General features: G+C 51.9%; 11 protein-coding genes. 10 read left to right on the top strand and 1 reads right to left on the bottom strand.

Annotated features, from left to right (window positions below; all coding sequences use genetic code 11):
• Positions 1-40: 40 nt before the first annotated feature.
• The 10 genes from ACGG90_RS10335 to ACGG90_RS10380 are packed head-to-tail and all read left to right on the top strand — an operon-like array spanning position 41 to position 14002.
• Positions 41-1708, top strand: coding sequence for a hypothetical protein (locus tag ACGG90_RS10335; RefSeq protein WP_390409154.1), 1668 nt, complete (start codon positions 41-43; stop codon positions 1706-1708).
• Positions 1709-1711: 3 nt separating this feature from the next.
• Positions 1712-3871 carry an alpha-galactosidase gene (locus tag ACGG90_RS10340; protein WP_390409156.1) on the top strand — a complete coding sequence of 720 codons (2160 nt, stop codon included), beginning with the start codon at positions 1712-1714 and terminating at the stop codon, positions 3869-3871.
• Entirely contained in the window at positions 3864-4979 is a 1116-nt protein-coding gene (locus ACGG90_RS10345) for a glycoside hydrolase family 88 protein (RefSeq protein WP_390409158.1), read from the top strand. The genes ACGG90_RS10340 and ACGG90_RS10345 overlap by 8 nt, the downstream gene beginning before the upstream one ends.
• Before the next feature lies 1 nt (position 4980).
• On the top strand, positions 4981-6393 hold the full coding sequence (locus ACGG90_RS10350; RefSeq protein WP_390409159.1) for a family 1 glycosylhydrolase: 1413 nt from the start codon (positions 4981-4983) through the stop codon (positions 6391-6393).
• Complete coding sequence (locus tag ACGG90_RS10355; RefSeq protein ID WP_390409161.1) at positions 6393-8528, top strand: glycoside hydrolase family 3 N-terminal domain-containing protein; 2136 nt, start codon at positions 6393-6395, stop codon at positions 8526-8528. Before ACGG90_RS10350 ends, ACGG90_RS10355 begins: the two co-directional genes overlap by 1 nt.
• A 13-nt stretch (positions 8529-8541) precedes the next feature.
• Entirely contained in the window at positions 8542-9303 is a 762-nt protein-coding gene (locus ACGG90_RS10360) for a DUF4886 domain-containing protein (RefSeq protein WP_390409163.1), read from the top strand.
• Entirely contained in the window at positions 9300-11087 is a 1788-nt protein-coding gene (locus tag ACGG90_RS10365; protein ID WP_390409165.1) for an FAD-dependent oxidoreductase, read from the top strand. The genes ACGG90_RS10360 and ACGG90_RS10365 overlap by 4 nt, the downstream gene beginning before the upstream one ends.
• A complete protein-coding gene (locus tag ACGG90_RS10370; protein ID WP_390409167.1) occupies positions 11074-12009 on the top strand; it encodes an ROK family protein in 936 nt (311 codons plus the stop codon). Before ACGG90_RS10365 ends, ACGG90_RS10370 begins: the two co-directional genes overlap by 14 nt.
• Complete coding sequence (locus ACGG90_RS10375) at positions 12006-13019, top strand: alpha/beta hydrolase family protein (RefSeq protein ID WP_390409168.1); 1014 nt, start codon at positions 12006-12008, stop codon at positions 13017-13019. The genes ACGG90_RS10370 and ACGG90_RS10375 overlap by 4 nt, the downstream gene beginning before the upstream one ends.
• Positions 13019-14002 carry a GDSL-type esterase/lipase family protein gene (locus ACGG90_RS10380; RefSeq protein ID WP_390409208.1) on the top strand — a complete coding sequence of 328 codons (984 nt, stop codon included), beginning with the start codon at positions 13019-13021 and terminating at the stop codon, positions 14000-14002. The genes ACGG90_RS10375 and ACGG90_RS10380 overlap by 1 nt, the downstream gene beginning before the upstream one ends.
• A 171-nt stretch (positions 14003-14173) precedes the next feature.
• Here the strand turns inward: ACGG90_RS10380 and ACGG90_RS10385 are convergent, their stop codons facing one another.
• Positions 14174-15958 (bottom strand): glycoside hydrolase family 35 protein, encoded by a 1785-nt coding sequence (locus ACGG90_RS10385; RefSeq protein WP_390409210.1) that lies wholly within the window; start codon positions 15956-15958, stop codon positions 14174-14176.
• Positions 15959-16003 lie beyond the last annotated feature (45 nt).

The raw sequence follows: 16003 nt of genomic DNA on the forward strand, positions 1-16003 counted from the left end.
CTTTATTTATCATATTGAGTACAAAGGAGTATCAAGTAGAATGGACCAATTTGTTGTTCCATTAGCGCAACAGGTTCACCAAGCAGCACAAACTTATCTTGCTCAAGGTACGGTGGCGCAAATCAACTACGCGCATTTTCAAGAGTTCTTGACCACTGGCCGCCGGGATCAGTATGAGGCGCAGTATTTTGCTCGCCGCCGCCAAATGGCTGTGCTGGCTTTAGAGGCGTATCAGGCAGCTGATGCAGCCACTGTGGCGTTGCTGCAAGAGGTCTTGTGGGCGACCTGCGACGAATTCACCTGGGCCTTACCTGCTCATCTGCCGCGGCATAATGATCAGTTTGCCGGTGATTTGCGTGGGTGTATCGAGCTTTTTGGCGCCGAGTGTGGTCAAGCTTTAGCAGACATTGTGTCGCACATCGGCGCCAAATTAGATCCGCTGATTGTCACCCGAATTCGCGATAATGTGCAAACTCGCTTGTTTGAGCCGTTCTTAGCGCATGATTGGTTCTGGGAGCACAGTCACAACAATTGGAGCGCAGTGATTGCGGGTTCAATTGGTATGGCCGCTTTGGACCTTCTGGCACCTGATGACCCACAACAAGTCGCTATCTTGGCAAAGGTCGATCAGATCCTGACTGAGTATTTAACGAGTTATTCAGAAGACGGGGCTTGTGTTGAGGGCGTGGGTTATTGGGTATATGGGTTTGGGTATTACCTATACTTTGCTAAGCGGTATGAGGCTGTATTTGATGATGACCGCTTCTTGACATTGCCAAAGGTCAAGGCAATCGCGGCTTTCCCGGCAAAAGTACAGGTGGGCGCCGGCAAATTCTTGCCATTCTCAGACTATGCGTCAAGCATTGTCCCAGTCGGTCTGAGTGTCTTGTGTGCGGATACTTATGATGTGGCGGTTCCCTTGACCCCTCAAGTTGAGGACTTGGATGGTGACGAGTGTTATCGCTTCGCTCATCTCGCGACGACATTGGCTTACGGGCGAAAGCTGCCTGAAGCAACCAGTGGCAACAGTGCGTATTTTGCAGACGTGCAGTGGTGGTTGCGGCGATTGCCAAACGGGACCGTCTTTGCCGCTAAAGGTGGACGAAATGATGAAAGCCATAACCATCTTGACGTGGGTGAGTGGTTATTAGGAATGAATGGTACTTGGTTGCTGACGGACCTTGGCGCCGGTGAATATACCCGCCAGTATTTTACCGAAGATACGCGGTATGATTATCTGCCAACGTCGGCAGGTGGGCATTCTATTCCAGAAATCAATCACCATGATCAACAACCTGGCCCGCACGGCGCAACCACAATAGCTGCGCCTGGCAATCAGCTCACCTTGGCGTTAGCGGATCTTTACCCGGCTGAGGCAGGCTTGCAAACATTCACGCGCACCTACCTGCCGCAAGTCAATGGCGTTGTGCTCAAGGATCATTATCGCTTCAAGCAAACCACCAACACCGTGTGCGAGCGGCTGGTGACCTTGTATCAACCAGTCATCAGTGAAGATAGTGTGCAGATAACGCACCGCGATGTTACATGTATCGTGGTGGCTCATGGCGCGCAAATCACGGTTCACCAGCTGCATTACCTCGATCATCATCGGCGCAGTATCGCGGTGTATGTGGTGTGCTTGACCTATCAAGCAGCCGAAGCGCTGGATGTCACAGTCGCGGCGACGTTAAAGACAAAGGAGGAATAAGCCATGATCACATATGACGCACAAACAAAGCAATTCGAGCTTGCAACTGCGTCGACGATGATGGTGTTGCAGGTTTTGCCTAGTGGTCATTTGGTGACGCTGTATTATGGTGCTAAGTTTGTGCATGGTGACTTAAGCGGTGTCTTGGCGCAACGGCGCAATGCCCCGTATATGGCGGAATTGCCGGCAGAAGACGGCGGTGCAGTAGAGTTGTTGCCAATCACTTACCCAACCTATGGACATCCAGATCTCCGCAATCCGGCGGTCCAAGTGACCTATGCCGATGGTGAGCGGATCAGCGACCTGCGCTACGCATCACACACGATCCAGGCGGGGAAGAAAGCCTTGCACGAATTGCCAAGCAGCCATGCGCAAGGGCAAGTGGCGACGTTAACTATTACTTTGAAAGACCAATGTACAGGCTTAGTTGTTCAATTGATCCTGAGCGCTTTTGCTGATTATGATGTGATCACGCAAAGTGTCAAGATCACCAATGAGGCAAAACAGCCGATCGTGATTGACCGAGCCTATTCATTAAATCTTTCGTTGTTGTCAGCAGATTATGACTTATTACTGCTTAGCGGGGCGTATGGTCGTGAATTTCAACAACAGCGCCACGCCTTACACCAAGGCTTTCAAGGTATCGATAGCTTGCGCGGCGCCAGTGGGCATGGGCAGAATCCTTTTGCCGCACTGGCAGCGCCTCAAACCGATGAAATGACGGGTGAGGTGTATGGGTGCAGCTTGATGTACAGCGGGAATTTCTACGCTGGGGCAACAGTGGACATGCATCATACCACGCGCTTGCAATTGGGGATCGCTGACTTTGGGTTTCAGTGGCAATTGGCGCCAGATGCGACCTTTGAGACACCAGAGGCGGTATTGGTGTTTGCCGATCACGGCTTGAATCAAATGAGTCAACGGTTTCACCGCTTCATCTTGGATTGCGTCATGAATAGTCCAATGGCGCACAAGCCGCGTCCGATATTGCTGAACAATTGGGAAGCGACGTATTTCCACTTTGATCGGCCGAAATTGCTGGCACTGGCAGAAGTTGGCAGAAGGATCGGGTGTGAACTGTTCGTCTTAGATGATGGCTGGTTTGGCCAGCGGGATGCTGATAACTGTGCATTAGGCGATTGGACCCCGAATACCAAGAAACTCGGTGGTTCGCTGAAGAGCCTGGCAGAATCGATCAAGGCTATCGGGTTGGATTTTGGCTTGTGGATCGAGCCGGAAATGATTTCTAAGCAAAGCCGACTATACACTCAACATCCCGATTGGGTATTGGGAGAAAGCAGGCACCCAACCGCTGAGTCACGCCATCAGTGGGTCTTGGATCTCAGTCGCACAGAGATCCAAGATTTTATCATCGATACCGTCAGCCAATTGTTGCACGACAATCCAATTACTTACGTGAAATGGGACATGAATCGCAACATCACAGATGTGTGTGGCGGCTTTCCGCAAGATATCACGCATCGCTATATCCTTGGCCTGTATCGGGTGTTACGAATCTTGACTGCGCGCTATCCGGCTGTGCTGTTTGAAAGCTGTGCCGGCGGCGGAGGTCGCTTTGATACAGGGATGTTGGCGTACACGCCGCAGATCTGGACCTCAGATGACACAGATGCGATGGCACGCTTGGCAATCCAGGAGGGCGCAAGTTTGGTCTATCCGCCGGTAGCTATCGGGGCACATGTTTCAGAATCGCCGAACCAACAAACAGGGCGCCGTGCTTCGCTAAAGTTGCGCGGTGCAGTGGCTCAAGCTGGCAATCTTGGTTATGAGCTGGATCTCACTAAGCTCAGCGAAGCTGAATTAACGGCGCTTGAAGCGCAAACTGACTACTATAAGGCCAAGCGGCAACTCCTGCAATATGGGATACATTGGCGATTGATAACAGATGCCAATGCCTATGCTTGGCAGAAGCAGTGGCATGATCAAGGATTGGTGACCTATGTGCAAAAGCGCGCTCGCGTCAACGATATTGCGCCGCGCCTGCGATTATGCGGGCTCAAGGCGCAAGGCTGGTATCGGATCGATGACGAAAAGGCTTTAGTCAGCGGGGCACAATTGATGCATATCGGCTTAGTAATTCCCGCCGGATTAGGTGATAATGCGGCTTGCGTATGGCAAATTCAGGAGGTCGAGCATGGGTGAAACACAGTGGGTGACAGAACAATTAGCATTATTTGAACAGAAATTTCAAAGCGAGCTGGCGCGCCTGGGTACGAAGATCCCACATTATGCCAAAGTCGGTGTCTATCACCAAAATATGGCGAAAGAAGACATCACTTGGTGGACGAATGGGTTTCTCGGCGGAATCTTATGGCAATTAAGTGATCAACTTGATGATCCGCGCTACCAAGCGCGCGCCGAGCAGCTTGAGGCGCAACTTGATCAGGCCTTCCTGGCGTTTAATGGGCTGCATCATGATGTTGGATTTATGTGGTTACATACGGCAGTCGCGGATTATCGGCGGACGCATTCGCCGTTGGCCAAACGACGTGCGTTACACGCTGCAACGTTGTTAGCCGGACGCTTTAATCCAGAGGGGCATTACTTGCGTTCTTGGAATGAAGATAAGACGCATTGGGTGATCATCGACAGTTTGATGAACATTCCCTTGCTGTATTGGGCCAGTGCGGTTACTGGTGATTCACGGTTCAAACAAATGGCCATGCAACATGCAGACACCGTCTTGGCTAACCATATTCGTGCCGATGGTTCGGTGAATCATATTGTGATTTTCGATGAGGCTGGGACTGCAATTGAAACCCCCGGCGGGCAAGGCTTTGGCCCTGGGTCTGCATGGTCGCGCGGTCAAGCGTGGGCGATTTATGGTATGGTGTTGAGCTTTCAGCATACTGGTGAAATGCGTTACTTAGATGCAGCCAAACGCGTGGCACATTATTTCATTGCAAATGTCGTGAATACCGGATACATCCCGCTGGTGGATTTTCGGGCACCGCAGGAACCGGTGAAATATGACACCAGTGCTGGACTGTGTGCGGCATGTGGGATGTTAGCGATCGCTTCGGCAGTGCCAGAAGCCGAGCAGGCGTTCTACCATATGCATGCACTGAAACTGGTTCAGGCCATTTCAGCCAAGGCTGCAGATTGGACACCTGAACACGATGGCATCATTGGTTTCGGCACCGGGGCTTATCATGATGCCAATACCTTGCATGTGAGCTTGATTTATAGCGACTATTTCTTTCTTGAAGCACTGTTGCGGCTAAGTGGTCAATATCAGGAGATGTGGTGAGATGACAGAATTTGAACAAGTCCCAGCAGGCTTCTTATGGGGCGGGGCACTATCGGCCAATCAAGTTGAAGGGGCTTATGATCAAGGCGGCAAAGGGCTGAATACCGGTGATGTGTTAACGGTTGGTGATGCCAAACACCGTCGGCAGATTACTGCGACGATCCAAACAGGCGTGTATTACCCGAATCAAGAGGCAATCGATTTCTATCACCGCTATCCGCAAGATCTGGCGTTGTTAGCTGAGATGGGGATCAATGCCTTGCGGGTATCGATCGCGTGGAGCCGGATTTTCCCGCATGGTGATGAACAGGTGCCAAATCCGCAAGGGTTGGCCTTTTATGATCACTTGTTTGCGGAGATGGCCAAACATCAAATCACGCCTATCGTGACTTTAGCACATTTTGATTTACCACTGGGATTGGTCGCAGATTACGGTGGTTTCTTGGATCGGGCTGTGATCACGGCTTTTGAGCGCTTCGCCAAAACCGTGATCACGCGTTATCATCACCAGGTCCAATATTGGCTGACCTTCAATGAAATCAACAACCAAGCTGGTGCAGATCCGTTGTTGAGTTGGGTCAATTCCGGGATCGATGTGTCAGCGCAAGCCGATCCTAAGCGTGCTGTGATGCAAGCTAGCTTGTATGAAATGATTGCCAGCGCCAAGGTCGCTGCTTGGGCGCATGAGTTTGATCCGGCGTTACGGATCGGTTGTATGATCGCATATTCGGCGGTGTATCCGCTGACTTCAGCGCCTGAAGATGCTTGGGCTGCCTTGCAACAACAAGATGCACCGTTCTTCTATAGCGATACGATGGTTCGCGGGCAGGTACCTGAGTGGGCGCGTCGGCAATGGACGGCTAACCATTGGCAACTGGATTTCACTGCAACAGATGAGGCAACATTAGCGGCTGGCAGTTGTGACTATATTGGGTTTAGTTACTACATGTCGCGTACGATTCAAGCAGCAGCTGATGGCCATCCGCACCAAGTCGCCAATCCTTCATTGGCGCAGAACGCTTGGGGTTGGGAAAGTGATGCTTTGGGCTTGCGATGGCTGCTTAAGACGTTGAATGATCGTTATCAAATACCACTGATGATCGTTGAGAATGGGCTGGGTGCTTATGACGAGTTAACCGAAGCGCATCAGGTTCATGATCAGTATCGAATCGAATATTGTCAGGCGCATATCGCCCAGATGCAACAAGCCATCGCGATCGATGGCGTTAAGGTACTGGGCTATCTGGCTTGGGGCATCATTGATTTGGTCAGCTTCTGGACTGGGCAAATGGATAAGCGTTATGGCTTCATCTATGTCGATAAAGATGATGCTGGCAATGGCACATTGCAGCGCTATAAGAAAGATTCATATTACTGGTATCAACAAGTCATCCGCAATCAGGGGGTTTCATGATGAAAACAGCAGAATTAACCACATTATTGAAGCAAATGACTGTCGAAGAGAAAATCGGGCAACTGGTGCAGGTGACGCCGGACTTCTTCTCGTTATCTGGTGAAATCACCGGACCGATGGTGGATCGGCAAATGAGCGAAACCGAACTGGGCGCTGTGGGCTCGGTATTAGGCGTACGCGATGGCCAATTAACCAAGCAGATTCAGGAACGCTATTTACAAGTCAGCCGCTTGAAGATCCCTTTGATGTTCATGGCTGATGTGATCCATGGTTATTCGACAATTTATCCCATTCCCTTGGCTTTAGCAGCAAGCTTTGATCCGGCACTGGTTGAAGAAGTTGCGCGCTTATCAGGGGCGGAAGCGGCCGAGAATGGGGTACACGTGACATTCTCGCCGATGTGCGATCATGTGCGTGATCCGCGCTGGGGTCGGGTCATGGAAAGCAGCGGCGAAGATGCGGTATTGAACAAGGCCATGTCTGCCGCGTATGTGCGCGGTTATCAAGGCAGCGGATCTTTGGCGGATGATCCGGCACGCATCGCAGCTTGTGTGAAGCATTTTGCCGGGTATGGCGGGGTGCTTGGTGGGCGTGATTACAACAACGTCGATGTGTCGCCGGTGACGTTCAAGCAAGACTATCTCAAAGGTTACCAAGGCGCGATCGATGCCGGGGCCAAGATGGTGATGACTGGCTTCTCCGCATTGAATGGCGTGCCGCCAACTGGCAATAAACCGTTGATGCATGATACGTTGCGCCAGGATATGGGCTTTGATGGTGTGGTGATCTCTGATTGGGCAGCGATTGCCGAATTGATCCAACACCGCGTAGCTGCTGACAAAGTCGATGCTGCAGTGATGGCATTGGATGCCAGCGTCGATATCGATATGGTGACGGATTGCTACCAGCATTACCTGCAAGGAGCGTTGACGCCGGCCTTAAGGAAGCAACTCGACACCAGCGTGATGCGGATCTTACGCTTGAAGAATGAGTTAGGGTTGTTTGAAGACCCTTATCGCGGCATGCACGAAGTCTTGCCTGCGGTGACCAAAGAGCGGCGAGCTGCCGCCCGCCGCATCGCCGCTAAGACGCTGGTGTTATTGAAGAACTCAGCTCAGACATTGCCGCTTCAGCCGGCACAAGCGGTGGCTTTGATTGGCCCCAAAGCCGAATCACAAGATATCTTAGGCAACTGGGCTTATTGTGGTGAACAAGCTGATGCGATCAGCTTAGCAACTGGCTTGCTTGCCCAGCATGCTGAAACAACCGTAGTTGGTGCTAAGGAAGATCAACCGCTAGATGCAGCGGCGATCGCAGCAATGGTCAAAGCGGCTGCGGCTGCAGATGTTGCCGTGGTTGCCGTGGGAGAGAAGGCTGTTGAAGCAGGGGAGAATCGCAGCAAGACTAATATCAACTTGGCTGCTGATCAAGTGACATTGATCAAGCAAGTGGCTGCCGTCAATCCTCATACGGTAGTGGTGCTTTTTACCGGGCGACCATTGATCTTGACCGAAATTATTGATGACGTGCAGGCAGTGTTGTTGGCTTGGCAGCCGGGCACTGAAGGCGGCAATGCCATCGCCGATGTGTTATGTGGCGTTGTTAACCCGAGTGCGAAGCTATCCATGAGCTTTCCGCGTTCAGTGGGCCAAATTCCAATCAGCTACAGCAACTTCTCAACCGGCCGGCCCTTGACGCCAGAAACGGAAAGTAAACCCTGGGTCACGCGGTATATTGACTCGCCAAGCACCCCGCTGTTTCCATTCGGCTATGGCTTATCATATAGTGACTTCACGCTGCAGGCAGCCAGCGTGGTCGACAATGACGATGGGACTGTGACGTTACCGTTCACTGTGGACAACTCGTCGGCGCATGCCGGGACGGCAGTTGTGCAGTTATACCTGGAAGACATGGTCACTCAAGTCACGCGGCCATTGCTTGAATACAAACAAAGCCAGCGTGTGCCACTAGCGCCAGGCGCGACTTATCACGGCAAGTTTGTTGTGAATGAGGCGGATTTGGCCTATGTTCACGCCGACTTGCGCGAATATGCTGACAGTGGTAAGTTCCGGTATTTAATCGGATTCGATAATTTAGATGGTGTTCGTGGCGAGTTTGACTACTTGCGACAATAAGAAGGTGCTCAAAATGATAAACGTTCTGGCAATCGGCAATAGCTTCTCTAACAACACGACGCATTATTTTCATCAAGCAGCGCAGGCGGCGGGCATTGATGTTCGGGTCGTGAATTTATACATCGGCGGGTGTTCACTGCAGCGGCATTGGGATAACCTTGAACACCACCAGGCAGATTATGTTTATGAATTGAACGGTCAACATATTGATGAGCGGGGTAAAGTCGATATCGACTCGGTGGTGCATGAAGCGACTTGGGATCATATCATCTCACAGCAAGTCTCCGGGTACAGCGGCGTGGCCAGCAGTTATGAACCGTATGCGACGAATTTATATACTTATCTGCGTCAGGAACAACCAGCGGCTCGACTGTGGTGGCAACAAACCTGGGCTTATGAGCAAGACAGCGACCATGGCGCATTTGCAACTTACGATCGTGATCAACTAACGATGTATGAAGCGCTCACCAGCTGTACACAGGAAGTTTCTGACCGCTTGAACCTGGCAATTATCCCTACTGGACAAACCATTCAACGTCTGCGCCAAGCCACGCCTTTTGCTTATGGGCAAGGCGGGCAGTCATTGAATATTGACGGCTATCACCTCACTGATTATGGCAAATATGCCGCCGCTTTGGTATGGGTCAAGACGCTATTGGAAACGAATGTCGGCAATCTTGCCTACACACCAGAGCCAAGTTTAGACCCAGTACTGCTGGCATTGATCCGGGCCGTGGTGCAAGCGGCGCCTGAGACGATCGAGGTGCCGCAATGAGCACGAAGGCTTTTGCTTCAAAACATTATCAAGCGACCTTGGTGGTGGTTGGCGGCGGGATGTCGGGATTATTGGCAGCATTGGCTGCTTCAAAACAAGGTGTTGAGACACTGTTGATCCACAATCGACCAGTACTTGGTGGCAATGCCAGTTCGGAGATCCGCATGCATATCTGTGGCGCTGATCATCACGCCGAGCGGCCAAATGTGCGAGAAACTGGGTTGTTGGAAGAATTGTTGTTGAAGAACAAGTATGTTAACTCGAACAATTCGTTTCATGTGTTCGATACGGTTCTGTGGGAGGCTGCCACGATGCAGCCGCACCTACAGCTCCTGTTAAACACGCACATCGATGCAGTCACAGTGGTCGACCAGCAAATTACCCAAGTGTCAGGCGTTCAGTTGACTACTGAAACGCACATTGTCGCTGCTGGTAAGTTGTTTGTCGATGCGACGGGTGATGGGGTGATCGGAACGCTGGCAGGCAATACGTTCATGCAAGGACGCGAGGCCCAAGCGACGTTTGATGAACCAATGGCCCCAGCAGTTGCCGATTCGCAAACGATGGGCAATTCGTTGATGTTCACTAGTCAGCGGCTTGATCATCCAGTCACTTTCCAAAGACCACAGTGGGCGCAGCAATATACAGAAGCAGCATTGGCAAACCGTTACCACGCCCAATTTGATTCGGGGTATTGGTGGATCGAAGCAGGCGGCGACGGGAAGCTCGATACCACCAAGGACTATGAGGCGATTCGCGATGAATTGGTTAAGTCGCTATATGGCATATGGGATCATATCAAGAATAGTGGTGCACATCCAGAATCTGCCAATTATGCCTTAGACTGGGTTCAGATGCTGCCGGGCAAGCGTGAATCAAGACGGCTTAAAGGCGCTTATGTGTTGACTGCCAATGATTTGTTGCAGACTAGGCAGTTTGACGATGCGATTGCCTATGGCGGTTGGCCGATGGATCTGCATGTAGTTGGCGGCATCACCAATCGTGCGGCGCCGACAACTTATTACCCGTTGCCGGATGTCTATCAGATTCCCTATCGTTGTTTGTACGCAGCTGATATTGCTAATTTGTTCCTTGCCGGGCGCAATATTAGTGTGTCTCATCTGGCTTTTGGCTCAACTCGGGTCATGGCGACTTGTGCCGTGATTGGCCAAGCGGTAGGTTTAGCTGCGGCATTAGCGGATCGCTTTCACTGCTTGCCGGCTGGGGTGCTTGCCCATATCCAAGTACTGCAACAGCTCGCGTTGCAAAATGATCTCTATATTCCCGGCGTGACCAACGATGATCCTCAAGATATTGCCCGCCGTGCAACAGTAAGTGCGTCTAGCGCACTGCCTGAGTGGCCAGCTGATCATGTCCTCAACGGAATCGCGCGGCCGGTACACGAAGACACCAATGGTTGGCGGACTGAGGCCGATCGTCCAGCTTGGTTAGACTTGCGCTGGCCACAGCCGCAGCCGATTCAACAAGTGATCGTTACCTTAGATTCTAATTTGTCAGAGCAGATCATGCCGACCTTGTCCGAGAGTATCTTAGCCAGCGAAGAGGTTGGTGTTCAACAGTCATTGATCAAGACACTAACCGTGACCTTGAAGCGTGCCGGACAAGTTGTTGCCACAATGCCGATCAAGGACAATTATCAGCGGCACTTGGTATTAAACTTAGCGGACCCGGTGTTGGCAGATGAACTTTGCCTTGATTGTCTTGAAACCAATGGTGCCAAGCAGTTCACGATCTTTGAGGTGCGCGCTTATGCAAGCAAATAATGATTATTATGCAGGCATTGATATCGGCGGGACGACGATCAAAACCGCGCTTGTCAGCGCTGCTGGGCAGATCTTGGCCCGCAATCAGGTCGCGACGCCTAAAGCCGTGCCAAATCTTTATCAGGTATTGGCTGAGTTGGTAGCCCAGATGCAAGACCAACAGCCATTAGCGGCGGTTGGCATCAGCGTGCCTGGCTTAGTGCAGGCGGATGGGACCATGCTGACCGGTGGGACACTGACAGAATTGGCAGGGCGTCAGCTGGTTGCTGAAGTAAGTGGATTCGTGCATCTGCCGGTGCAAGTTCTTAATGACGCCAATGCCGCTGCCCTTGCTGAGCATTGGTTAGGCGCAGCGCAAGCCTGTGCCAATTATGTCTGTATTACATTAGGCACAGGCGTTGGTGGCGGCATCGTGATCAACGGGCAACTATACCGAGGCAAGAATGGTGGGGCTGGAGAGTTTGGTTGGGGAATGATTCCGCAATGCGAGCGGATGACTGCGCCGCAACCACCATTGATCAACTATACGGCTTCGACTATCAATGGTTTGGTGGCACCATACAATGCACAAGTTGACACCGCATCGATGACCACAGACGCCAAATCGATCATCAACCGCGCCTACCGATCAGATCAAACTGCCATGCATGCCGTATTACGCTTCGTTAACGAGGTCGCACTGCTATGCGTGGACGTCTATGCCCAGTGGGATCCAGAACTCCTGTTGATTGGTGGAGGGATCAGTGCCAATTCTGTGTTTATGAAGTTGTTACAAGAAACAGTGGCGACTCGTATCGCCCAACACGAAGGGTTAAGGGCGGTGGGAATCGCTCGGCTTGGCCCATTGCGTCCTTGTTTGCTGGGCAATGACGCCGGGTTATTGGGTGCGGTATATGCGACACGACAGGAGGAAGACAGATGAGTGCAGTCATGTGGCTCCCGAAATTGACAACAGTGTTGCCGCAAACCGCGCAGGCTTCGTGGCCACAGATTCAACAAAGCTTGCGGCAGTATTTTCAGAATCAGGAATATGGCCATTATGTACCTGCCGTTTCTGAGGTGCAGGCGACGGTATTGAGCTCCGTTACCACGCCCAACCAGGTCAGTCGGCGGTATCAGTGTACGGTGCAGTTGGCTGAAGGACGGTCGGTGAGTTGGCCGTTTCGGTGTAGTGAGCCGCGGACACCAGGTCCACATCCAGTGGTGGTTTGGATCGACTTTGGTAAGCAGCAATTGTCGCTGCGGGTTGCGTCTGATGCCTTAATCAGCCAGGGGTACGCGGTAGTTAGTGTTACTCATAATGACATTACGCGTGATCAAGCGGATTGCTCAGGCGTCGCATGCTTAAGCGATGAATTGGCGGTTTCGGCAGACCGGCGCGGCGGCAAATTGGCGATGTGGGCATGGGCAGCACAACGACTCATGGATTGGATCGTGGCCAGTGGACGCTTTGATTTGAACAAGACGGCGGTGGTTGGCCATTCACGGCTGGGGAAAACGGCACTATTAGTCGGTTTATTGGATCCGCGGTTTAAAGTGGTGGTGGCCAACGCTTCAGGTTGCTGTGGGGCGTCATTATTCCGCGGTTCTCAAGGCGAATCGATCAAGCACATCCAAACGGAATTTCCGTATTGGTTTGCGCCGCGTTTCTTAAGCAGTGATGCGCTGCCAGTGTATGATCAACAATTGTTGTTGGCGGCAATCGCGCCGCGCGCGGTGATGCTCACTTGTGCAGTGAGTGATCCCTATTCAGATTATCGTGCTGAATACCAGTCATTACGTGAAGCAAGGCGGCTTGCTGCACAACATCTTGTTAATTGGGACCGTGAAAATTTTGCCTTCCACTTGCGGCCAGGTGGTCATGCATTGACAGTGGTGGATTGGCGAGCAATTCGCGCGTTCTTGCAACGGCAGTTTGGAGATGAAGGTTGATGATTCGCGACGGGATCTTGTTTCATAATGTTCAGTCAATTGCAGAAGACGGCACTTTGGTCCGCATTCCGGAAAGTATTCGCCAAGAACTTTCCCCAGGCGGCCAGAATACCGCCAAATACGCGACTGGTGTTGAACTGCGCTTCGTGATGCCACACGGCCCTGTACGGATCTTGTTGCGCGCTGAGCCGGCAGCAGAGGCGCAAGTCGCTTATCTGATGTACGGCGGTTTTCAAAGCAGCTGGCAGAATAGCAGCAAGCTCATCTATACCCATGACACTGGTTTAACCATCGAGTACCCAGATAATCTGGAACGGTTGTGCGCTTTAGCGCCGACACTGCATAGTGGTTTTGACCCACGTGTGGTGCGGATTCTCTTGCCATATTGCCCGATCCATTACCTGGGTGTAATAGGGCAAGTCCAGCCACCGACTGTTGAGCAGATGCCGCAGCAATGTTATCTTGCGTATGGTTCTTCGATCACGCATGGCTCACTTGGACTCACGCCATTATCGAGTTATCCGTTCATGACGGCCCAGCAGTTAGGGGTCGATATGCTGGATCTGGGTTTTGCCGGGTCCGCGTGGCTTGAGGCAGCGGTTGCTGAACACATTGTGGCGCGCCAGGATTGGCACTTTGCAACTTTTGAGTTTGGTGTGAATATGCTCGGTGCTGATACCGCGTTATTCAAGCAGCGCGTCGCGGCTTTTGTTGCGATCTTACAGCGAGATCCGCGCCCTAAGTTGATCACCGATATCTTTACTGAAGGCTTTGCAACTAACGACAAGGTTGCCGCATTTCGCAAGATCGTCAAAGAAGCGGTAAAAGCGCCGTTGGTTTATGTCCCAGGTACTGAATTATTACCAGGCATCGATGGGTTGTCGGCGGATCTGGTGCATCCTAGTTTGCAAGGCCACATTCAGATTGCCCAGCGGCTCAGTGATCGGTTGAGGGGGATGGTGAAGATAACCAATATTGCATAACAATGTTGGTACATAGCCAACCTGTTTGCTTCTGAGTTCGTCGCTAATTGACAAGAACCAGCACCCAGCTTGCACATAGTTGAGTGTTATCTCGGATATTGATGCAAAAGGGCCTACACTTTCGGTACAGGAATAATAAACCTGTGTCGGAACGTGTAGACCCTTTTGCTATTAACTCTCATCGACGATTGGCGCATCCACCATCCGCAGCTCATTCACCGCCGCACCTTCGCTATCAAACACGATCACGGTGTTGTGTTTCTGCAGCACCCCATCTGGCACATACAAGCTGTGGATCGGCCCGCGCGCCCAATAGCGGCCAATGTTGACGTCGTTGACCACCACGCAGCCTTTGCCATAACCTCGACAGTCGATGAAGGTGTTCTGTGGCTCGCTCAAGTCAAAAGTAAACCGCGTAAATGTCGGTTGTCCTAACGGCTGCCGGCTTGGCTTATCAAAAGGCAACCGGTCAACCATTTCGGGAGTAAACGGTAACCCAAACTGTTGCCAGTCGGTGCGAAATTGATGATCGACCATGACCCCGGTGCGGATCCCTTTACGCTGGGTATCGGCAGTCAGTTTGTAGCCGTAGTTGACCCGACCAAGATTTTCGACCAACAGCTCCAGCATGATCGTATCGCCTGGCAAATCGCCAGGCAGGGTCAAGGGGGTACCGATTTCTTCGTACAATTGCGTGGCCAAGGGCTGACCGTTGACGAAGACTTGCACGCGGTCGCCGGCATCCACGATGCGCAGGCTTTGCTCATGATGGTAATTTTTCAATGTCGTGCGGTACAAGACATAGCCATAAGGATTATCCAGCTGCTCAAAAGTTTGCGGATACAAACTGGTTTGTGCGGTGCTGATATGTGACACACTGTTTAATAACAGACATTGACCATCTGGTGTGTAGGGACCATAACTGGCAGTCGTCGGTATCAGCGGCGCATTCTGGACAACATCAGGGAAGCGCTGATGGATCACTTGTTGCAAGGCATCGTATTTGTCCGTCGGCGCGCCCCATTCGGTAAGCGGTGCATCATAATCGTAGCTGGTGACTTGCGGCAAGTCACGGCTGCCACGCGCAGAGCAGCCATTCATGAAGCCGAAGTTCGTCCCACCGCGGAACATGTACAAATTGACGCTGCCGCGCTTTAACAAGTGGTCAATATCTTCAGCAAAGTCACTGGCATCGCGGCGGACGACCGGTTCACCCCAGCGGTTGAACCAGCCGTCCCAATACTCCATACACATCAGCGGCCACTGGCGCTGGTGAACACGATGAAAAGCCGCCAGCGCATCGAAATTATCATCGGCATGCGAGCCAAAGTTGCCTGTGGTCAGGATCCCCATATCGGCAATGTTGCCTGCATCCAAGGCTTCGTCCCAGGTGCCATCGGCGGTGAACAAAGGTACATCGATGCCGCCGTTGCGCAACATGGTCGCGATCGCCTGCAGGTACGCCTTATCTTCGCCGAAAGAGCCGTATTCGTTCTCCACTTGCATCATCAAGACGGGACCGCCATGGGTGATTTGTTGACCGATCAAATGTGGCAGGAGCTGGTCATAGTAATCCTGCACTGCAGCCAAGAACTGTGGGTCGCTGGAACGCAGACGCATTGGTGAGTTCAATAGCCATGCTGGCAAGCCGCCGAATTCCCACTCAGCGCAGATAAACGGTGTTGGGCGCAAGATCACATACAAGCCTAGCGACTGAGCAAGCGCCAAGAAACTGTCCAGGTCATATTGGCCAGCGAAGACGAATCGTCCACGATGGGGTTCATGCCCGTTCCAAGGAATATATGTCTCCACGGTGTTGAAACCCAGCCGCTTGAGATTTTCCAGCGTCATGCGCCACTGGCTGGGATGAATGCGGAAATAATGCACTGCGCCTGATAAGATCGTGAATGGCTTGTCATCAAGGTAGAACTGGTCTTTGATTGTAAACGACATCAGATTATCCTTTCATAATGGGCAAAAGACGCGCCAAGTTAAGTTGAC

This window comes from Lacticaseibacillus jixiensis (genome assembly GCF_042847315.1).
In the GTDB taxonomy this organism is placed as follows: domain Bacteria; phylum Bacillota; class Bacilli; order Lactobacillales; family Lactobacillaceae; genus Lacticaseibacillus; species Lacticaseibacillus jixiensis.

What these genes read in the sequence shown, in the direction of transcription:
- ACGG90_RS10335 (WP_390409154.1), top strand. Translation starts at nt 41, where the DNA reads ATGGACCAATTTGTTGTTCCATTAGCGCAACAGGTTCACCAAGCAGCA.
- ACGG90_RS10340 (WP_390409156.1), top strand. Translation starts at nt 1,712, where the DNA reads ATGATCACATATGACGCACAAACAAAGCAATTCGAGCTTGCAACTGCG.
- ACGG90_RS10345 (WP_390409158.1), top strand. Translation starts at nt 3,864, where the DNA reads ATGGGTGAAACACAGTGGGTGACAGAACAATTAGCATTATTTGAACAG.
- ACGG90_RS10350 (WP_390409159.1), top strand. Translation starts at nt 4,981, where the DNA reads ATGACAGAATTTGAACAAGTCCCAGCAGGCTTCTTATGGGGCGGGGCA.
- ACGG90_RS10355 (WP_390409161.1), top strand. Translation starts at nt 6,393, where the DNA reads ATGAAAACAGCAGAATTAACCACATTATTGAAGCAAATGACTGTCGAA.
- ACGG90_RS10360 (WP_390409163.1), top strand. Translation starts at nt 8,542, where the DNA reads ATGATAAACGTTCTGGCAATCGGCAATAGCTTCTCTAACAACACGACG.
- ACGG90_RS10365 (WP_390409165.1), top strand. Translation starts at nt 9,300, where the DNA reads ATGAGCACGAAGGCTTTTGCTTCAAAACATTATCAAGCGACCTTGGTG.
- ACGG90_RS10370 (WP_390409167.1), top strand. Translation starts at nt 11,074, where the DNA reads ATGCAAGCAAATAATGATTATTATGCAGGCATTGATATCGGCGGGACG.
- ACGG90_RS10375 (WP_390409168.1), top strand. Translation starts at nt 12,006, where the DNA reads ATGAGTGCAGTCATGTGGCTCCCGAAATTGACAACAGTGTTGCCGCAA.
- ACGG90_RS10380 (WP_390409208.1), top strand. Translation starts at nt 13,019, where the DNA reads ATGATTCGCGACGGGATCTTGTTTCATAATGTTCAGTCAATTGCAGAA.